The 19,349-nt window shown below is 59.1% G+C and carries 16 protein-coding genes and 1 pseudogene; 10 read left to right on the top strand and 7 right to left on the bottom strand.

Translation table 11 applies throughout. The features are described from left to right. Nucleotides 1-22: 22 nt before the first annotated feature. The 4 genes from treY to JZ655_RS10565 form a co-directional block, all read right to left on the bottom strand. Nucleotides 23-2,521: a malto-oligosyltrehalose synthase gene (gene treY / locus JZ655_RS10580; RefSeq protein WP_207291722.1), complete on the bottom strand. Its 2,499-nt coding sequence runs from the start codon at nt 2,519-2,521 to the stop codon at nt 23-25. Further along, nucleotides 2,518-4,308, bottom strand: coding sequence for a malto-oligosyltrehalose trehalohydrolase (treZ, locus tag JZ655_RS10575; RefSeq protein WP_207291721.1), 1,791 nt, complete (start codon nt 4,306-4,308; stop codon nt 2,518-2,520). The genes treY and treZ overlap by 4 nt, the downstream gene beginning before the upstream one ends. A 187-nt stretch (nt 4,309-4,495) precedes the next feature. Further along, nucleotides 4,496-5,710, bottom strand: a complete 1,215-nt coding sequence (locus tag JZ655_RS10570; protein ID WP_207293792.1) for a diguanylate phosphodiesterase — start codon at nt 5,708-5,710, stop codon at nt 4,496-4,498. Nucleotides 5,711-5,828: 118 nt separating this feature from the next. Beyond that, on the bottom strand, nt 5,829-6,290 hold the full coding sequence (locus JZ655_RS10565) for a winged helix-turn-helix transcriptional regulator (protein WP_207293791.1): 462 nt from the start codon (nt 6,288-6,290) through the stop codon (nt 5,829-5,831). Between the two features lie 96 nt (nt 6,291-6,386). On the opposite strand from JZ655_RS10565, the gene JZ655_RS10560 reads away from it, so the two are divergent. After that, a complete protein-coding gene (locus JZ655_RS10560; protein ID WP_207293790.1) occupies nt 6,387-7,607 on the top strand; it encodes an MFS transporter in 1,221 nt (406 codons plus the stop codon). On the opposite strand, the pseudogene JZ655_RS10555 reads toward JZ655_RS10560, so the two are convergent. Then, nucleotides 7,528-8,997: pseudogene (locus JZ655_RS10555) on the bottom strand (alpha/beta hydrolase). The gene JZ655_RS10560 and the pseudogene JZ655_RS10555 sit on opposite strands and share 80 nt — an antisense overlap. A gap of 274 nt (nt 8,998-9,271) precedes the next feature. Here JZ655_RS10555 and JZ655_RS10550 point away from each other — a divergent pair. The 8 genes from JZ655_RS10550 to JZ655_RS10515 are packed head-to-tail and all read left to right on the top strand — an operon-like array spanning nt 9,272 to nt 17,096. Then, on the top strand, nt 9,272-10,138 hold the full coding sequence (locus JZ655_RS10550; RefSeq protein WP_207293789.1) for a MurR/RpiR family transcriptional regulator: 867 nt from the start codon (nt 9,272-9,274) through the stop codon (nt 10,136-10,138). A gap of 11 nt (nt 10,139-10,149) precedes the next feature. After that, entirely contained in the window at nt 10,150-10,704 is a 555-nt protein-coding gene (gene ddpX / locus JZ655_RS10545) for a D-alanyl-D-alanine dipeptidase (RefSeq protein WP_207293788.1), read from the top strand. A gap of 31 nt (nt 10,705-10,735) precedes the next feature. Then, nucleotides 10,736-12,274 carry an ABC transporter substrate-binding protein gene (locus tag JZ655_RS10540; RefSeq protein ID WP_207293787.1) on the top strand — a complete coding sequence of 513 codons (1,539 nt, stop codon included), beginning with the start codon at nt 10,736-10,738 and terminating at the stop codon, nt 12,272-12,274. 42 nt (nt 12,275-12,316) lie between these two features. Next, nucleotides 12,317-13,339, top strand: a complete 1,023-nt coding sequence (locus JZ655_RS10535) for an ABC transporter permease (RefSeq protein ID WP_207293786.1) — start codon at nt 12,317-12,319, stop codon at nt 13,337-13,339. Next, nucleotides 13,336-14,229, top strand: coding sequence for a D,D-dipeptide ABC transporter permease (ddpC, locus tag JZ655_RS10530; protein ID WP_207293785.1), 894 nt, complete (start codon nt 13,336-13,338; stop codon nt 14,227-14,229). The genes JZ655_RS10535 and ddpC overlap by 4 nt, the downstream gene beginning before the upstream one ends. Next, nucleotides 14,229-15,215: an ABC transporter ATP-binding protein gene (locus JZ655_RS10525; protein ID WP_207293784.1), complete on the top strand. Its 987-nt coding sequence runs from the start codon at nt 14,229-14,231 to the stop codon at nt 15,213-15,215. The genes ddpC and JZ655_RS10525 overlap by 1 nt, the downstream gene beginning before the upstream one ends. Continuing rightward, nucleotides 15,208-16,134, top strand: coding sequence for an oligopeptide/dipeptide ABC transporter ATP-binding protein (locus tag JZ655_RS10520; RefSeq protein ID WP_207293783.1), 927 nt, complete (start codon nt 15,208-15,210; stop codon nt 16,132-16,134). Before JZ655_RS10525 ends, JZ655_RS10520 begins: the two co-directional genes overlap by 8 nt. After that, nucleotides 16,134-17,096: a mannuronate-specific alginate lyase gene (locus JZ655_RS10515; RefSeq protein WP_207293782.1), complete on the top strand. Its 963-nt coding sequence runs from the start codon at nt 16,134-16,136 to the stop codon at nt 17,094-17,096. The genes JZ655_RS10520 and JZ655_RS10515 overlap by 1 nt, the downstream gene beginning before the upstream one ends. Here JZ655_RS10515 and JZ655_RS10510 read toward each other — a convergent pair. After that, nucleotides 17,093-17,842, bottom strand: a complete 750-nt coding sequence (locus JZ655_RS10510) for an SDR family oxidoreductase (protein ID WP_040075665.1) — start codon at nt 17,840-17,842, stop codon at nt 17,093-17,095. The genes JZ655_RS10515 and JZ655_RS10510 overlap by 4 nt on opposite strands. A 123-nt stretch (nt 17,843-17,965) precedes the next feature. Here JZ655_RS10510 and JZ655_RS10505 point away from each other — a divergent pair, with 123 nt between their 5' ends. Further along, nucleotides 17,966-18,880 carry a LysR family transcriptional regulator gene (locus tag JZ655_RS10505; protein WP_207293781.1) on the top strand — a complete coding sequence of 305 codons (915 nt, stop codon included), beginning with the start codon at nt 17,966-17,968 and terminating at the stop codon, nt 18,878-18,880. Nucleotides 18,881-18,912: 32 nt separating this feature from the next. Here the strand turns inward: JZ655_RS10505 and JZ655_RS10500 are convergent, their stop codons facing one another. Then, entirely contained in the window at nt 18,913-19,341 is a 429-nt protein-coding gene (locus tag JZ655_RS10500) for an OsmC family protein (protein WP_040075664.1), read from the bottom strand. Nucleotides 19,342-19,349: the final 8 nt, after the last annotated feature.

Here is a 19,349-nt window from a genome sequence, read left to right as displayed (position 1 = left end):
CTTATCTCCATGTGTAACACGCTCAGTCGCAGGCGACCAGTACCCGCCAGCACCACTGTGCAGAGGCTAATTCAAGGGTGTCGTTGAGGGCGAACACCTCTTCTGTAAAGAGATCCCGATAACGGCGTCCGGCCAGAGGCTCAGGCAACGCGACGGAAGTCTCGGGCCATAACGCGGCGCCGGTATAGCTGGCGGCGGCAAAAACCAGCCGGGGGGCGACAACAATCACCGCGTCGTTGCCGTCGGTGCGGGCAAAGGCGATGGCCTTCTCTGCCTGTTCGCCGTGGGTAATCAGCGCCACATAGTCACCCCGGCGGAAGAGCGCCGGTTTGTCCTGGCGTAAACGTAACAGTGTGGCGGTTACGAACTGATTAACCTGGCCGCTGCGCCAGCTGGCTTCCTGGTTAAACACGTTCCGATCTGCGTCGCGTAGCTGCTGCGCCAACCGGGGATAATCGGGCTCACGGCGGTTGTCGGGGTCGACGAGGCTGAAATTGAGGGCTTCGCTGCCCTGGTAGATGTCCGGTACGCCTGGCGCGGTAAGTTTGATCAGCGTCTGGCTCAGGCTGTTGACCAGCCCGGCGCGAATAAAGGGCTGCAGTGAATCGCAGAAATCCGTTAAGAAGGTCTGATTCTCGGCGCTGAGCAGATGGCGGGCATACTCCAGCACCACCGTTTCGTAGGCTTCGTTGCTATCCACCCAGTCGGTACGAAGCTTGGCTTCGCGCAGGGCTTTTTCCACAAACTCCAGGAAACGCGTCTCCAGCGCCTTCAGCCCGGCGTGATCATCCGGCCTCAGCGCAGGCGGCCAGACGCCGGCCAGCGCCTGATAGAGCATCCAGGTATCGGCGGCTTTCGGCGCCGTCCCGTCATTCAAGAAACGAACATGCGTCTGGTTCATTTGCCGCCAGCGCGCCACGCCTTCGGCCCACTGAGTGGGGGCTTCGGTCAGAGTATAGAGGCGAGCACGGGCATCTTCCCCGCGCTTGGTATCGTGAGTAGAGGTGCCGGAGAGCGCATCGGGTTGACGTTCACGACGGGTCGCCATCTCCTGATGAAAACGGGTCAGCGAAAAGCCCCGCGGCACCGGTTCGGCGCCGACTTCATTCAGCGCCAGCCCCATGTTCTGGCGGAAAAAGAGAGTATCTTCCACTGATTTGGCCATTAACGGCCCGGTAAGTTGCTGGAAGCGGGTGCGGAAGCTGTTCGCCTGGGCCTGATTCACCACCGCACCGGTCATGATTCGGGTAAGCAGATCCAGCGCCTGCGCATCGGCATCGACCTGCGCGATGACCTGCTGCAACAGGCGCAGATCCGCCGGGGGCAACCCCGCTTCGGTGCCGTAGGTGCGGTAGACCGGGAAGGCTAACAGCAGCTCGCGCAGCGCATGGCGCAACGTCTCTTCGTCGGGCTGCTGCGGCTCGTCGCAGGCGATAACGTTAGCCAGCCCTAACAGGGTGGCAAACTCGCCGGCAAAATTACGATCCACCATCAGCCGGCGGGCAGCGCGCAGTTCGGCATGAGGATCGGAGGTTTTACCCACTACCTCGTCCCAGGCCTGACGCAGGGTATCCATCTTTTCATCATCCACCAGCACTTCCGCTAGCGAGGCGATAAATTCATATCCTGTTGTGCCCGAGATGGGCCAGTCGGCAGGCAGATGCTCCCCTTTGCCGAGGATCTTCTCGACGGTGATGTAGCACTCCGCCCCCGCCTCCTGGCGCAGACGCTCCAGATAACCTTTCGGATCGGCCAGACCGTCCACATGATCCACCCGCAGCCCGTCCACCGCGCCAGCGCGGACCAGGGCCAGAATCAGCGCATGGCAGTCATCAAAGACGGCGGGATCTTCAACCCGAACGCCGACCAGGCCGGTAATTTCAAAGAATCGCCGCCAGGAGAGATCTGACGCCGCATCGCGCCAGCTGCTGAGCCGCCAGGGCTGCTGCTCATGAAGCCGGGTAATGCCCTCGGGATCGGACAGGCTCAGTACCTCCTCCTCGCGCCCTGCCCAGCTGGCAGGCGTCAGGGGGTAGAAGTTTTCAAAATAGGCCAGCGCGGGGCGGCCAGTATGGGGGTCGCGCTGAATGGTGATATCCCCCTGGGCCACCACCTTGTCAAAATCATCCCCCAGGAAAGGCAGAGTCAGGCGGCGCGACCAGTCGATATCGAAGTGGTGGGCGTAACGGCTCTGCTCGCCGTACTCAATCACATCCCGCCACCAGGGGTTCTCCAGCGAGGTGGACATATGGTTGGGCACAATATCCAGAATCAGCCCAATACCCGCCTCTTTCAGGGCGCTAACCAACCGCTCGAACCCTGTCCGGCCACCGATGGCCGGATCGATTTCGTTTACGTCCGTCACGTCGTAGCCGTGAGTGGATCCGCTGGCGGCGGTAAAAATCGGTGAAGCATAGAGATGGCTGATACCCAGTTGCTGCAGATAAGGCACCAGACTGACGGCACGATCGAAAGTCATGCCATTACGAAACTGAATACGCCAGGTCGATACGGGAATCATCGGCAGGCTTCTCCCTCAGCAAAACAGACAATAATCGAATTTGGCGTCAGCGCGCCGGCGCCTTCAGGCCAGACAAACAGCGTGTTACCCGGCAGCTCAGGCGCGGGCAGCGTGCGGTCGCTGACATTCAGCGCCAGGGAGAGCGTGCCCTGCGCAAAGTGCCAGCAGACGGCGATATAGCCAGGTGCGGTGTGCAGGACTTTCCCCTGGCACGCCTGTGCGCCTGTCAGTAAAGGAACAATCGCCTGCTGGCGCAACAGCAGCAGCTGGCGGGTAAAGCGTAGCCAGGATTTACCGCTCTCACTGGTCAGTTTCTGCCAGTCAAGCTGCGAAGCGGTAAAGGTGGTCAGCGCGTTAGGATCGGGAACATCCTCTCCGTCGTGGCCCGTATGGCCGGCAAACTCTTTCGCCCGCCCTTCCCGCACCGCCCGGGCCAGATCGCCATGGAAATCGGTAAAGAACAGGAACGGATGGGTTTCGCCGTACTCTTCCCCCATAAACAGCAGCGGAATGTGTGGAGAGAGCAGCAACATGGCCAGCAGCACCCTGGTGCGCTCCGCACCCGCAAGCGTAATTAACCGCTCACCCTGGGCACGGTTGCCTACCTGATCGTGGTTCTGAATAAAATCGACAAAGGCCAGCGGCGGCTGATTACGGCTATTCACTCCGCGCGGTTTCCCACTGTGCGGCGACACCTCCCCCTGATAGGCAAACCCCTCGGTCAGCGCGCGGGCAAGCCACACCTCTGGCGCATCGGCGAAATCTTCGTAGTAAGCGTGAGTTTCACCGGTCGCAAAGACATGCAGGGCGTTATGCAGATCATCATTCCATTCCGCGGTAAACAGCGGCGGTTGCCCGCGCTCATCCCGGGGATGCAGATCGATACCGTTGCGGCTATCTTCCGTGGTCAGATGGATCGGCCGGTCGGTAATGGTTTCGCGAATACGTGTCGCGATCTCTTCCAGCACGTGCGGCTGGCGACTGTCTTCGATATGGTCAATGGCATCAAAGCGCAGCCCATCGAGGCGATATTCACTTAGCCAGTAGAGCGGTAGGCCGATGATAAACGCCCGGACCGGGTCCAGATCATAGGCGATACCATTGCCCCAGGGCGTCATGCGATCCGGGTGGAAAAAGTCCGGGGATAATCTCGGCAGGTAGTTGCCTTCAGGGCCAAAATGGTTGAGCACAATATCCAGCACCACGGATATACCCAGCCCGTGAGCGGCGTCGATAAAGGCTTTGAAATCGTCCGGCGTACCGTACGCGCTGTGCGGCGCGTAAAGCAGGACGCCATCGTAGCCCCAGTTGCGGTTGCCCCCTGTCTGGGAGACCGGCATCACCTCTATCTGAGTGATCCCCAGCTCTGCCAGGTATGGCAGTTTACTGATGGCACTGCGAAAGGTGCCCTGAGGCGTAAAGGTGCCGATATGAAGCTCGTAGACCACCGTCTCTTCCCACGGGCGGCCTTGCCACTCCGGGTATTGCCAGACGTAGCTATGGGGATCGACCACCTGTGACGGGCCATGAACATCCCCCTGCTGCGCACGCGATGCCGGGTCTGGCAACGCGGTGCCATCTGCAAGCACATACTGATAATTGGCCCCGGCAGGAAGGTCGTTCAGGGTGATGTCAAACCAGCCATCCCCCGCTGTCTGCATGGGATAATCGTGCCCTTCAACCCGCAATGTCATCTGCTGTTGGCCGCTGGCCCACAGCCTGAAACGCACCGCGCCTGTTTCCAGACGAACGGCACCCCACTGTTTTGATACCTGTTCTGACTGCATACGATCACCTCGTTTTACCCGAACTGCCCCTGGGCTGCTTAACTGGATGGTTACGCGGAGGAGAAAAGCCGTAACATGACGTGAATGCTTAGCGCACGAAGATAAACTATAGACCAGGTTAGCGCTGTGCTGTGGCGGGTGTGCGAACAATTAACAGGTGGCGGGGAGGCCCCGCCAGGGGAAGGGTTCAGGAGGCGATGTGTGGCCAGTTGATGGTACCCACGCCGTTAAGCTGTGGGCGGGCGAAGAGGAAGCCCTGGAAGCGCTTAATCCCGGCCGTTTCCAGCCAGCACCACTCTTCCATCTTCTCAATTCCTTCGGCCACCAGGGTGATGCCCAGGTCGGCGCAGCAGCTGACGATAGATTTCACGATCGCCTGTTTCGGGCCGCTGAGGTGAATATTGCTGACAATCTCGCGGTCGATCTTGATTTTATCGGGCTGGAAACGGGTCAGCAGGGACAGCCCCGCGTAACCCGAACCAAAATCATCGATAGCCAGACCGATACCGGCGGCCCGCAGCTGTTTGATCGCGCTATTAAACTGATTGAAACCGGAGATCATCTCGTTCTCCGTCACCTCAATGACCACCTGCTCCGGCACCAGACCATGGCGCAGGATCTGCTCCATCAAAAATTCCACCGCGCCGGGCACATTTACCAGCGACATCGGCAGCAGATTGATGGCGATTTTATGATCGCCAATACCAATTTTTTCGGCCAGCGCGAAGGCATACGCTTTGGTTTGCAGATCCACTTCGTAAACTTTATCGCTGTCGATAGCGCTGAAAAAGCGCTCCGGGCTGCCTCCGTCATTACTGCGGATCAGGGCTTCCAGCGAGGAGATTTTTCCTTCACCAGGCTCGACAATCGGCTGCAGGGCGAACTGGCACATCTGGTTATCGATCAGCTCACCCCGCGGCGGGCCAAAGGGGGCCTGCTCCTGGGTGAGTGTCCACCGTTCAGGAGACGAGGTCGCGGCAGGCTCTGGCCGCTGAGTTTTGCTAATAAATTGCTGAATGAATTTGAAAACCCGATCTTCCGAAGCCAGATAGCGTTCTATTTTGCTGTAGCTCAGCACGGAGGTCAGGATGGATTTCGGCATATCAACGCGCAGATCGAAAAGCAACATTCCCACGTTTTCAAAACGACGACGCGGGCCATAATCGCGCATCAGCTCCACCACGCTATGGTGCCGCCTGTCGTCCCGGATGGTCTTGAAAAGCGTATCGACGGTCTCTTCTGCCCCCTCGAGAATTTGCAAAAATTCCGTACCGTTAAAGAGCAAAATACCGGTGACACCCAACTTCACATTGCTGTGCTTCGCTTTTTCAATCAAAGCGGTGATAGATAACAATTCGCAGGAGGAATTTAACTGGCTTCGGTAGATAAGTGTAGTCAGCACAGCAATGGGTCCCGGTCGGTGAAATGTTGTTATAAGCTATTGTTTAGCATACTTCATATTGTGCTACTAAAGATATCGTTGCGGCCTGTGAATTATACATATTCTGACATGAATATAACTAATTTGAATGCTTGCCGTCAGGAGCGATAACACGGCGGGTTTCTCGGGCCTCCACCCGGTTGCCATCCTTATCCGTGACCTCCAGTTTCGCAAGGGATTGCCCATCGGCCGTTTGCAGATGAGACATCGCCTCGCCTTCGTTAAACAGGTTCATCTCACCCCATTGACGCAGGCAGACAACCAGCGGGAAGAGCGCCTCACCACGCGCAGTCAGATGATAAGCCTTATATGCCCCGCCTTCGCTGGCTGGGGTCTGCATCAGGATGCCTGCCTCTGTCAGAGTTTTTAGCCGCGCGGCCAGGATATTTTTGGCCACGCCGGTACTCTTTTGAAAATCACTAAAGCGGGAAATTCCGTCAAACGCGTCGCGGATAATCATCAATATCCAGCGATCGCCCAGCACATTCACGCTGCGGGCTACCGGACAGGTGGTGGTGATAAACGTCTCTTCGTGCGTCATAAAGTACCCTCTACGTAAAAACTGGTTGCAAATAAAAACCAGACCAGGTGATAGTAATCTGGTTTTTATTTAAAACCAGTTTAGAGGGTAATGCAAATGAGCCTGACCGAATCGTCACGCGCCACGCCGCTGCTCACCTCCCGGCAGCTGTTTCTCTTCGCCGTGCTCTGCGCGTTTGCGGTAGCCAATGTCTATATGACCCAGCCCCTTCTCGACCAGATTGCCCATGACCTGCACGCGCGTACCGCAAGCATGGGATGGATTATCACCGCGACCCAGACGGGCTATGGGCTGGGGCTGCTGTTTTTAGTGCCGCTGGGCGACAGAGTGAATCGTAAAACGCTGATCGCCTCATTGATGCTAATGAGTAGCCTGCTGCTGGCGATCGCCTCGCAGGCAGGGTCATTGCTGATGCTCAGCACCCTTATGGGCGTGGTGGGACTGCTGGCGGTGGTGGTCCAGATTGTGGTGGCCTATACCGCCAGCCTGACGGAGAGTGCGCGCCGGGGCGAAGCGACTGGGAGAGTCACGAGCGGCGTGGTGCTGGGGATCTTACTGGCGCGAGTGGTGGCCGGGTTGCTTGGGGAGTGGAGCTCCTGGCGTATTGTGCTTCTCTTTTCTGCCCTGGCGATGCTGGGCATGGCGCTGCTCTTTATCCGCACTGCGCCGCAGGAGGAAACGCAGAAGCCGCCTCGCCCCTATAGCGAGCTGCTGCTCTCGCTGTTTGCGCTCTGGCGGGAACTGCCTGTGCTGCGGGTACGCGCCCTCCTCGCTCTGCTGATTTTTATGGCTTTTAGCCTGCTCTGGACCTCGCTGGTGTTCCCGTTAAGCGGTGCGCCGTATGACCTCAGCCCGGGCCAGATTGGTCTGTTCGGGATAGCGGGCATTGCCGGGGCGCTGGCGGCGCGTCAGGCTGGTCTCCTGGCGGATCGCGGCCTGGGGCTGCGGGTCACAGGCTGGGCACTGTTGCTGCTGTTACTGAGCTGGGGGCTGATGGCCTGCGGCGAAGGGTCTCTTATCATTCTGACGCTGGGCATCATTCTGCTGGATTTTGCCGTACAGGCGGTGCACGTCACGAGCCAGAGCCTGATCTTCGCGCAACGCCCGCAGGCAACCAGCCGTCTGGTTGCGGTGTATATGGCTTTCTATTCGCTGGGTAGCGCCAGCGGCGCGTGGCTCGCCACCCATTTGTGGGCCTGGGGTGGCTGGCACGCCGTCTGTGCTGCGGGCGCGTTCATCAGCGGGCTGGCGCTGGCGTACTGGGCGCTGTTTGCACGATCCGCTGTAACATATAGTCGTAGAAAGGGTTTGAGGTAAGTCGCATCATGGCGTCCATGCCGGCGATCAATCCCCCCGTTTCGCCACGCAGGGCCGCATTACCCAGATTTATGCCAAACCGCTGCGGATCGACTGGCCGGGTACCGTAGAGATCGTCCTGCGGCGGGAACGGCAGCGCCACGTGTGAGAGGGAATAGATATCTGCCGGCCAGGGGGTAGTGAGCGGCGTAATCTGCGCCGCCACTGCCCCGGCGGGCAGCCTGCGCGCGACCGTTTTCAGGGTCTGCGCCGAGGCATTGGTCACCACCGTCGTCGTATATCGGCGCGGCGGCGGAGGTAACAGCGCATCAACCGAAAGATACGCCCCCGGACGCAGGAACGGGCGCAGACTGGCGGCCTAGTTGATGTCAAAAATGACCAGCTCGCTGCCGTTAGACGGAAGCAGATTAAACAGCATATCCACCACCGCACGGGTGCTGACGGTGCTGTCCATAACAGACTGGAAGGCCAGTACCGGAGGAAGCGCCGTCAGGCTCTGCTTGTCGGCATAACGGCGGATCTGCTGTTGCAACGCCTGGGTCAGTTGCCAACTCTGGCGCGCCCCGTTCACTGGGAACGAGTTGTATTTAAAGGGATTGTATTCCGGCTGAATATTCAGCCATGCCGCTTTGGCGAAGGGCGGAAGCAGCGCGGGCAGCCCCGCCAGCCCGGCAAAACGGGCGAAGGCGCTGACGCCAATCATCGGCGAAATCAAAATCAGCTGCTGGGGTTTCGCCAGGTGGTTGTCATCAAGGGCGTCGAGAGCGTATTTCAACGCCAGCGCCCCGCCGTTGGAGTAGCCCACCAGATGCAGCGGCACCTTTGCCCCGCCAAGACGATGGGCTTCACGCACGGCCAGACGGGTCACCGCCATCCACTGCTCCCACTCCACATCACTGAGCGCGCCCGGTGCGGTACCGTGGCCCGGCAGACGCGGCACGACGGCCACAAATCCACGCTGTTGATAGTCGGCGGCGATGCGCTGCACGCTGTAGGGGGAGTCAGTTAGTCCATGCAGTAACACCACCGTACCGCGTGGCGTACCCTCAGGCAGCAGCACCCGGGAGCGATTCCCCTGCAACGAAAACTGTCCGGGCCAGACCAGGCTGTTGCGGTAATAGCGGTTCAGCGGCGTCTGCTCGTCACCTTTTGTCTTATCCACCACGTCGCGCTGTAATGCCTGGAAGATCTGCCCTTCCTGACGCAGATAATCGGCAAACGTCGCCTGATCAATATCGCGCGCCGACATCTCCGGCGCAGTCCAGGTGTGCCACGGGTGCAGCGCGGGGCCGGTCTGCGATTTATAAATCCGGAAGGCCAGCAGCACGATCAGGACGACGCCCAGTACCTTAGCGACAATTTTCACGGTGGAGAACATCTGGGCGCGCATGGGCTTCCTTTCCAGAATGGGATTGACGCTATCTTAGCGCGTTTCTCCCGGCCCACAAAAATGTGATGCCCGTGACGTACTCACTAATTTCATACCTTCAACGCGGCCTGGCTGCACCAAAAGTGCGCCATGTTGCACTAATGTTACTCATAAGTTAATTGAATATTGCAGAGAAACCCGCCATTTCTGGCATGGGCTGGATTGGCACGCGTCCTGCATTGTTAATCAGGTAACAGTTTTTCCGGTGATGACAACCCGTTAACAGCGAGGCGGCATGACTCCACACACTGAATTTCTGGCGCGTATAGAAGGCGGTTTTAGCCAGCTCACCCCTACCGAGAAACGGGTTGCGAGCTGGCTGCTGGCCCATGCGGGTCAAATCCCGTTTGAAACGGCAGAGAGCATCGCGCAGGCCACCGGCACCAGCGGTATCACCGTGGGACGTTACTTACGCAAACTGGGTTATCGCAATCTGGATGATGCCAAAAAAAGTCTGCGCGAATGGCCTGCCGCCCCCTATCAGCCCTGGGGGATGAAAGAGCGTCTCGACTCCTGGCAGCAGCAGCAGACGCTTCCTGACCGGGCGCAGCGCTCTCTCGCGCTGGAAATGGATGCTATAGGGCATGTCTACCAGCTGGCGCAAAGCGAGGGTTTTCAACGGGTGGTACACCATCTGGCCACCGCTGACGCGGTCTTTGTGCTGGGGATCCAGTCCACCCGCGGCATCGCCAACGCCTTCTTCAGCCATCTGGAGTATCTGCGTCCGCGCGTCATTTATAGCGAAGGGCTCTCCGGCAGCTGGGTTGAGTCGCTCAACTCCGGCTTTAGCCACCCCTACGTGGTACTGACCGATACCCGCGCTTACTCCTCGGTGGCCCGTCAGTTTTGCCGGGTAGCCTGTGAGCGACAGATCCGTACCGTACTGATCACCGATATCTGGTGCCCCTGGGCGCGGGATTACCCCATCGATCTTCTGCAGGTGAAAACCGATACCGGCCACTTCTGGGACTCTCTGGCCCCGGTGAGCTGCCTATTTAACCTGCTGCTGTCGGGCGTGGTCCAGGCGCTGGGCGATGCCCTGCCCACCCGCCTGGCGGCAAACCGGCAATTACAACAAGAGTTTGGTCAATTCGAACGTTAAGGAGCGGAGCTATGCCCGAAGAGTGTCAACTGGTCGACGTCGCCAGGACGTTTCCTACCCTGCATATCGACCTGAAGTATGCCACGGCCGACAACATTACCGGCCGCCCTGTCTACCGCGAGGCGCGCTGTCTGCTGCATCCGGATGCTATAACCGCGCTGGCGAAAGCGATAAGTATTGCCGACCTCGCCGGTTTACAGCTGCTGGTGTATGACGCCTATCGCCCGCAGGCGGCCCAGGCTCGCCTGTGGGAGGCATGCCCGGATCCGCAATACGTGGTGGATGTCTCTACCGGCTCGAACCACAGCCGCGGTACGGCTATCGACGTCACGCTGATGGACGCCCGCGGGGCGGTGCTGGATATGGGGGCGGGCTTTGACGAAATGCACGACCGCTCTCACGCCTTTCACTCCTCCGTTCCGCCAGAGGCGCAGCGCAACCGTCTGCTGCTGAACGGCATCATGGCCGGCGGGGGATTTGTTGGCATCAGTTCCGAATGGTGGCACTTCGAGCTGCCGCTTGCTGCCAGCTATCCGCTGCTTGAAGACCGTTTCGCCTGTTTTTGACGCACACCCTTTTACTCGCTGGAGCCTTGCTATGAACACACTCAACCTGTTTCGCCCCGCGCTGATTGCCGCGGCCCTCGCCCTGGCGCTCCCTGCCGCTCAGGCCGCGGTGCCGAAAGATATGCTGGTCATTGGTAAAGCCGCCGACCCGCAAACCCTCGATCCGGCCGTGACCATCGATAATAACGACTGGACGGTGACCTACCCCTCTTATCAACGTCTGGTGCAGTACAAGCCGGGCTCAACGGAGATTGAAGGCGATCTTGCCAGCGGCTGGAAAGCGTCCGAAGACCAGAAAACCTGGACCTTCACCCTGCAAGACAACGCCCGTTTCGCCGACGGCACCCCGGTCACCGCTGAGGCAGTCAAGGCCTCGTTTGAGCGGCTGCTGAAAATTGGTCAGGGACCGGCAGAGGCCTTCCCTAAAGATTTGCAGGTCGAAGCGGTGGATGCGCACACGGTGAAATTCACTCTGAACCAGCCGTTTGCGCCATTCCTCTATACGCTGGCCAACGATGGGGCCTCGATTATTAACCCGGCGGTCCTGAAAGCTAACGCGGCGGATGATGCGCGCGGATATCTGGCGCAACACACGGCCGGATCCGGTCCCTTTATGTTGAAAAGCTGGCAGAAAGGCCAGCAGTTAATCCTGGTACCCAACCCGCACTGGCCGGGGAAAAAACCGGCGTTTAAGCGCGTATCGGTGAAGATCATCGGTGAGAGCGCATCTCGCCGTCTGCAGCTTTCGCGGGGTGATATCGATATCGCCGATGCCCTGCCGGTGGATCAGCTTACCGCCCTGAAGCAGGAGGGCAAAGTGGCCGTGGCCGAGTACCCCTCCCTGCGAGTGACCTACCTCTACCTGAACAACAGCAAAGCGCCATTGAACCAGGTCGATCTGCGTCGGGCCATCTCCTGGTCTACCGATTATCAGGGGATGGTGAAAGGGATTCTGAGCGGCAACGGTAAGCAGATGCGCGGCCCCATTCCTGAGGGGATGTGGGGCTTTGACGCAACGGCCCAGCAGTACAGTCTGGACGAAGCCAAGGCCAAAGCGGCGCTGGAAAAGGTGAAAGAGAAACCGGCCAGCCTCACCTTCCTCTACTCAGATAACGATCCGAACTGGGAGCCGATCGCCCTCTCTACCCAGGCCAGCCTTGGTAAGCTCGGTATTAACGTCAAGCTGGAAAAACTGGCGAACGCCACCATGCGGGATCGCGTAGGCAAAGGCGATTACGACATGGCGATAGGTAACTGGAGTCCGGATTTCGCCGACCCGTACATGTTTATGAACTACTGGTTCGAATCGGACAAAAAAGGGCTACCGGGTAACCGCGCTTTCTATGAGAACAAAACGGTCGATTCGCTGCTGCAAAGTGCGTTGAAGACCACCGACCAGGCCGAACGGACCAAAGATTACCAGCAGGCGCAGAAGATCGTGATCGACGAAGCGGCCTACGTCTATCTGTTCCAGAAAAACTACCAGCTGGCGATGAACAAAGAGGTCAAAGGTTTCACCTTTAACCCGATGCTTGAGCAGGTGTTCAACATCGCCACGATGAGCAAATAAGCGTGAGCCGGCGCCGGGGGCCCGGCGCCGCAGGAGGGGCGTATGACATTCTGGAGCATTGTGCGGCAGCGCTGCTGGGGGCTTATCCTGGTCGTGGCTGGCGTCTGTATCATCACCTTTATTATTTCGCACATGATCCCCGGCGATCCGGCGCGTCTGCTGGCAGGCGACCGCGCCAGTGAGGAGATTGTGCAAAATATTCGGCTACAGCTGGGGCTCGACCAACCGTTATATGTGCAATTTGGCCACTACGTGAATGCGCTGGCACACGGCGATTTGGGGACGTCGATACGCACTGGCCGCCCGGTGGTGGAGGAGTTGAAGGCGTTCTTCCCGGCGACCCTCGAACTGGCGTTCTGCGCCCTGTTGCTGGCGCTGCTCATTGGCGTGCCGCTCGGGATTTTGTCGGCTGTTTACCGTAACCGCTGGCTGGATCATCTGGTGCGCCTGATGGCCATCACCGGTATTTCGACCCCCGCTTTCTGGCTAGGGCTGGGGGTGATTGTTCTCTTTTACGGTCAGCTACAAATTCTGCCCGGCGGCGGCAGGCTTGACGACTGGCTGGATCCCCCTGCTCATTTCACCGGCTTCTACCTGATAGATGCGCTGATCGAAGGCAATGGCGAAGTCTTCTTTAATGCGCTTCAGCACCTGATTTTACCCGCCCTGACCCTGGCCTTTGTCCACCTGGGGATTGTGGCGCGGCAGATCCGTTCTGCAATGCTGGAACAGCTTAGCGAGGATTATATTCGTACCGCCCGCGCCAGCGGTCTGCCTGGCTGGTACATCATTATGCGCTATGCCTTGCCGAACGCGATGATCCCGTCCATCACCGTGCTGGGGCTGGCGCTGGGCGACCTCCTCTATGGCGCGGTGCTGACCGAAACCGTCTTTGCCTGGCCGGGAATGGGTGCCTGGGTGGTGACCTCGATTCAGGCACTGGATTTTCCGTCAGTAATGGGCTTTGCAGTGGTGGTGTCGCTGGCCTACGTGATAGTCAATCTGGTGGTGGATCTGCTCTATCTGTGGATCGACCCCCGTATCGGGCGCGGAGGTGCTGAATGATGTTAAGCCAGGAAACGCCAGTGACCGTAAAGGCCACGCCGCCCCGCATTGACTGGGCAAAAATAATATGGCTGCTGCGCCAGAGTCCGCTGACGCTGGTGGGCGGGCTAATCATGCTCTTGATGCTGCTGTTAATGATCCTGTCACCCTGGATTGTCCCGCACGACCCGAATGCGCTCGATCTCACCGCGCGTTTACAGGCGCCGTCGGCAACCCACTGGTTTGGTACCGATGAGGTCGGACGCGATCTGTTTAGCCGGGTGCTGGTGGGTAGCCAACAATCCATCGCCGCAGGGCTGGCGGTGGTGGTAATAGCCGGTGGCATTGGCTCACTGCTGGGCTGCTTCTCCGGTGTCATCGGCGGACGTGGCGACGCCATCATTATGCGCGTCATGGACATTATGCTGTCGATCCCCTCGCTGGTCCTCACCATGGCGCTGGCCGCGGCCCTGGGGCCAAGCCTGTTCAACGCCATGCTGGCAATTGCTATCGTCCGTATTCCGTTTTATGTGCGCCTGGCGCGCGGTCAGACGCTGGTGGTACGCCAGTTCACCTATGTACAGGCGGCGCGCACCTTTGGCGCGTCACGCTGGCATTTGATCAGCTGGCATATTCTGCGCAATGCCCTGCCGCCGCTTATTGTCCAGGCATCGCTGGATATCGGCAGCGCCATTCTGATGGCAGCCACGCTAGGATTCATCGGACTGGGGGCACAGCAGCCCACCGCTGAATGGGGGGCGATGGTGGCTGTTGGCCGTAACTATGTGCTCGATCAGTGGTGGTATTGCGCTTTTCCGGGTGTGGCCATTCTGATTACCGCCGTGGGTTTTAACCTGTTCGGCGACGGCATTCGTGACCTGCTTGATCCGAAATCGGGAGGAAAACAGTAATGGGAGACGCAGTCTTAGCCATCGACAATTTACACCTGAGCTTTCCTGTTTTTCGCGGTGAAGTGCATGCTCTGAACCGCGTCTCGCTGGAGGTTAAGCGCGGCGAAATCGTGGGGGTAGTAGGCGAATCGGGCTCCGGTAAATCAGTTACCGCCATGCTGGCAATGCGCCTGCTGCCCGAGGGGAGTTATCGCATTCACAGCGGTCAGGTGACGCTACTCGGGGAGGACATGCTCACTGCCCACGAAAAACAGCTGCGCCAGTGGCGTGGCGCCCGGGTGGCGATGATTTTTCAGGAGCCGATGACCGCCCTTAACCCGACCCGGCGCATCGGCCGACAAATGATGGAGGTGATCCGCCAGCACCAGCCGCTCTCCCGCCGCGAGGCGCAGCAAAAGGCCATTTCGCTGCTGGAGGAGATGCAGATCCCCGATGCGGCGCGGGTGATGGATCGCTACCCGTTCGAACTCTCAGGGGGGATGCGCCAGCGGGTGATGATCGCCCTGGCCTTCTCCTGCGAGCCGGATCTGATTATCGCCGATGAACCCACCACCGCGCTGGATGTGACCGTCCAGCTGCAGGTGCTGCGGTTGCTGAAGCATAAAGCCCGCGCCAGCGGCACCTCGGTGCTGTTCATTAGCCACGATATGGCGGTCGTCTCGCAACTCTGCGATCGACTGTATGTCATGTATGCCGGAAGCGTGATCGAAACGGGAGCGACCGATGCCCTGATTGCCCATCCGGTGCATCCCTACTCTATCGGCCTGCTGCAGTGCGCCCCGGAAAATGGCGAACCGCGCGAAATGCTGCCGGCGATCCCCGGCACCGTACCCAACCTGACCCGTTTGCCCACGGGGTGCGCGTTTCGCGAACGCTGCTTCGCCGCCGGAACACAATGTAGCCAGATACCGCCGCTCTCACCGCACGGTGCCACCGGCCAGCTCGCGGCCTGCTGGTATCCGCAACTGGAGACTCGTCATGTCTGAAGTATTACTTGAGCTTAATCGAGTGCATGTGAATTTTCCGGCGCGGAAAAACTGGCGGGGACGGGTGACAGAACAGGTTCATGCCCTGAACGGGCTCGATTTGCAGATCAAACGCGGTGAAACCCTGGGGGTGGTCGGGGAGTCAGGGTGCGGTAAAAGCACCCTTGCCCAACTGCTGATGGGCATGCTGAAGCCCAGCACCGGCGAATGCTGCCACCATGACCGCAGCGGGATGCAGATGGTGTTTCAGGATCCGCTCTCCTCCCTCGATCCGCGCCTGCCGGTCTGGCGGATCATCACGGAACCCGTGTGGATAAAAACGCGCAGTAACGAACGCGCCCGCCGCAGTCTGGCCGAAGCGCTGGCGCAACAGGTGGGCATTCGCCCCGAATATCTCGATCGTCTACCGCATGCCTTTTCTGGCGGGCAGCGCCAGCGAATCGCCATTGCCAGGGCATTGTCATCGGACCCCGATATCATCGTGCTGGATGAGCCTACCAGCGCGCTGGATATTTCCGTGCAGGCACAAATTCTGAATCTGTTGGTCAATTTACAGCGTGAGCGGACGCTAACCTATGTGCTGATTTCCCATAATGTCTCGGTGGTCCGGCACATGAGTGACCGGGTGGCGGTGATGTATCTGGGGCAGATCGTTGAGCTGGGCGAGACACAGCAGGTACTGAATAGCCCGTCCCACCCTTACACCCAGCTGCTGCTGGACTCGGTACCGAAAACCGGCGCACCGCTGGATGATGCCCTGGCATTACGAAAAACCGATCTGCCGGGCAATCGTCAGCTGCCGACGGGCTGCTATTTCCGCGACCGCTGTCCGTTGGCCACCGCAGGCTGCGAACAGCCGCAGGCGCTTGCCACGGTTTCGGGTGGCCGTGCGGTGCGCTGTTGGCGTAAGCTTGAGTAATGCGTTTATTACTTGTTTTGGCCTTTTTACCCTCCCTGCTCTGGGCGGCACCGCTGGTGCCGCCGCCGGGGTTTACCCGCCCCCTGCCGCACACCCTGGCCGGAAAGTGTGTCGATCTGCCTGCCCCCTGGACCGGGGCGCTGGACTTTCCCAGTAAATATGCAGGCTCAGACAGCGCGCGCGCCACCCTGAACCCTGCAGCGGAACGCGCGTTTCGCTCCCATACCCAACCTATTGTCGACTTTGAACGCGGTATCTCGACCATGGTCTGGCGCTATAAACAGAGCGGCGATCCCGCCACGCTCAACTGTCTCCTGAAGGGTTATCGCGCATGGGCCCGCGCGGGGGCATTAACCTCAACCCAGACCAACCATACCGGGCGGGCAATGCGTAAATGGGCGCTGGCCACTCTCGCTACAGGCTGGCTGACGCTACAACCGCAGCCTGAAGACGCGCAGGTTGCGCACTGGCTCGGGGAACTGGCGGACCTGGTGGTGGCAGACTGGGACGGTCTGGCGCTGCAAAAAACCAATAATCACAGCTACTGGGCGGCCTGGGCGGTGATGAGCACGGCGGTTGCGCTCGACCGTCAGGATCTGTACGACTGGTCAATAAAGGTGTTTCGCCTTGCCGCCGGGCAGATCGCCGCCGATGGGCAACTACCCAACGAACAAAAACGCGGTGCACGCGCGCTGGCTTATCATAATTACGCCCTGCAACCGCTGGTGATGATCGCCAGCTTTGCTGCAGCGAACGGACAGGATCTACTGAAGGAGAATCATGGTGCCCTGGGGCGGCTGGCGGGATACGTTCTGAGCCAGAGAGAAACCGATCCGGTGTGGCTGGCACCCTGGTGCAATCTGACCCGGTGTAACGCCACGACGCGCGCCCTGCGTGACGCCCGTCAACCGCTTGAAAGCCGCCGTCTCGGCGGCAATCTCACGCTTATTTATGCGCCCTAGATCTGCGCCATACCGCCATCGACAAACAGTTCGGTGGCATTGATAAAGCTGGCGGCATCGGAGGCCAGGAAGGCCACGGCTTTACCCACCTCTTCCGGTTCGCCAATGCGTTGCAGCGGGACCTGAGCGGCCAGCGCGTCGAACAACCCCTGGCGCTGCTCTTCCGGCACCAGATCGCCAAGTCCTGGGGTTTTAATCGGGCCAGGGCTTACCACGTTAATCCGCACACCGCGCCCCTGTAAATCCAGCGCCCAGGAGCGGGCAAAGTTACGTACCGCCGCCTTGCTGGCGCTGTAAACACTGAAATTAGCCGTTCCCATCACCGAGACCGTAGAGCCGGTCAGGATCACCGAAGACCCATTCGACAGCAGCGGCAGCGCCTTCTGTACGGTAAAGAGCACGCCGCGCACGTTAGTGGCGAAAATACGGTCAAAATGTTCTTCGGTAATTTCTCCCAGCGGCAACATGTCGCCGCCGCCCGCGTTGGCAAAGAGGATATCCAGCCGCCCGGCCTGTTCTGCGATCTGTCCATAAACCTTATCGAGGTCAGCAAGCTGCGATGCGTCTGCGCGGATGCCGGTGGCAGCATCGCCCAGCGCGATCAGCGCTTTCTCCAGCTCGGCTTCGCGACGACCGGTGATGTACACCTTCGCCCCCTGCGCAATTAACTCTTTGGCTGTTGCCAGACCGATGCCGCTGGTGCCGCCGGTGACGAGTGCGATTTTTCCATTCAGTGCGTTGTTCATGTGATTTACCTTGTGGTTGCGTTAGTAACTGTCTGTGGGGCTAATCTAACGCTTGCCGGATTGGAGAAAAATTAGCAAAAATGGAAATGACTCTTTCTGTGTGTGCATAATCGAGGGCTAGCGGTGGATCAATTATTGGCAATGCGCGCTTTTGCGCGAGTGGTAGAAAGCGGGAGTTTTACCCGGGCGGCAGACTCGCTGAATATGCCGAATGCGACCCTCAGCAAACTGGTGAAATCGCTGGAAGCGCATCTGGGCGTACAGTTATTACAGCGCACCACCCGTCGGGTAAGCGCTACGCCTGAAGGGCGCGAGTATTATGAGAAAGCCTCACGGGTGCTGATTGATATTGAAGATATCGACACCGCCTTTAATACAGCAAAACAGCAGCCTCAGGGGCAACTGCGCATCGACGTGGGTGGCTCAACGGCGCGGGATGTGCTCATTCCTGCGCTGCCAGATTTTATGCGCCAGTATCCCGGCATCCGCCTGGAGCTTGGCGTGGCCGACCGGCCGGTTGATTTGATCCGCGGCAGCGTGGATTGCGTGATCCGCGGCGGTGCGCTGGAAGACTCGTCACTTATTGCGCGGCATATCGGTAATGCGGAGATGGTGACCTGCGCCACGCCCGCCTATCTGAAGCACCACGGCACCCCCGCCTATCCCGAAGAGCTACGCAATGGCCACCGGCTGGTGAGCTATCTCTCCCCGGTCACTGGCCGTCCTTTTCCCTTTCGTTTTACCGACGAGGATGGGGTGCGGGAAATGGTGATGCCCCATGCCATCGGCATCAATGAGAGCAATGCTCACCTGGCCGCGGCGGTGGCAGGTATGGGTATTGTGCAGACTTTTCGCTATTCGGCTGGTGAATTGATACGGGAAGGGAAACTGGTTGAGATCTTGGTGAAATGGCGACCGCCGCGGTATCCGTTTTATGTGGTCTATCCACAAAACCGGCATGTGACGCATCGGTTGCGGGTATTTATCGACTGGCTGACGGCAATCTTCCCCGAGGGATTGAATGGCCCGGGGCGTTGATGGATAGCCGGGCGCGCGGCCCGGCCAGACCATTAATTCAGTTTATAGTCCAGGGTGATCTCAGCATTCAGCACCTGCGACACCGGGCAACCGGCTTTGGCCTTCTGAATAATGCCGTCGAACTGCTGTGGATCAATGCCAGGTACCGTCACTTTACTCTCCAGGGCAATTTTGCTGATGGCAAAACCGCTGTCCGTTTTATCCAGTGACACTACCGCTTTGGTATCAATGGAATCGGCTGTGTAACCCGCTTCGCCCAACATCAGCGAAAGCGCCATTGAGAAACAGGCTGCATGCGCCGCGCCGATCAGTTCTTCCGGGTTGGTACCGGCCGCCCCTTCAAAGCGAGTATTGAAGCCGTAGGGCTGCTGGTTGAGCACGCCGCTTTCGGTAGAAACCGTCCCTTTACCGCGTTTGATGTCACCAGACCAGTGCGCCGAACCGTGTTTATGAATCGTCATGCTTGTTC

It is taken from the genome of Leclercia pneumoniae (assembly GCF_017348915.1).
Taxonomy (GTDB): Bacteria; Pseudomonadota; Gammaproteobacteria; order Enterobacterales; family Enterobacteriaceae; genus Enterobacter; species Enterobacter pneumoniae.
This window is presented reverse-complemented; position numbering and strand designations above follow the sequence as displayed.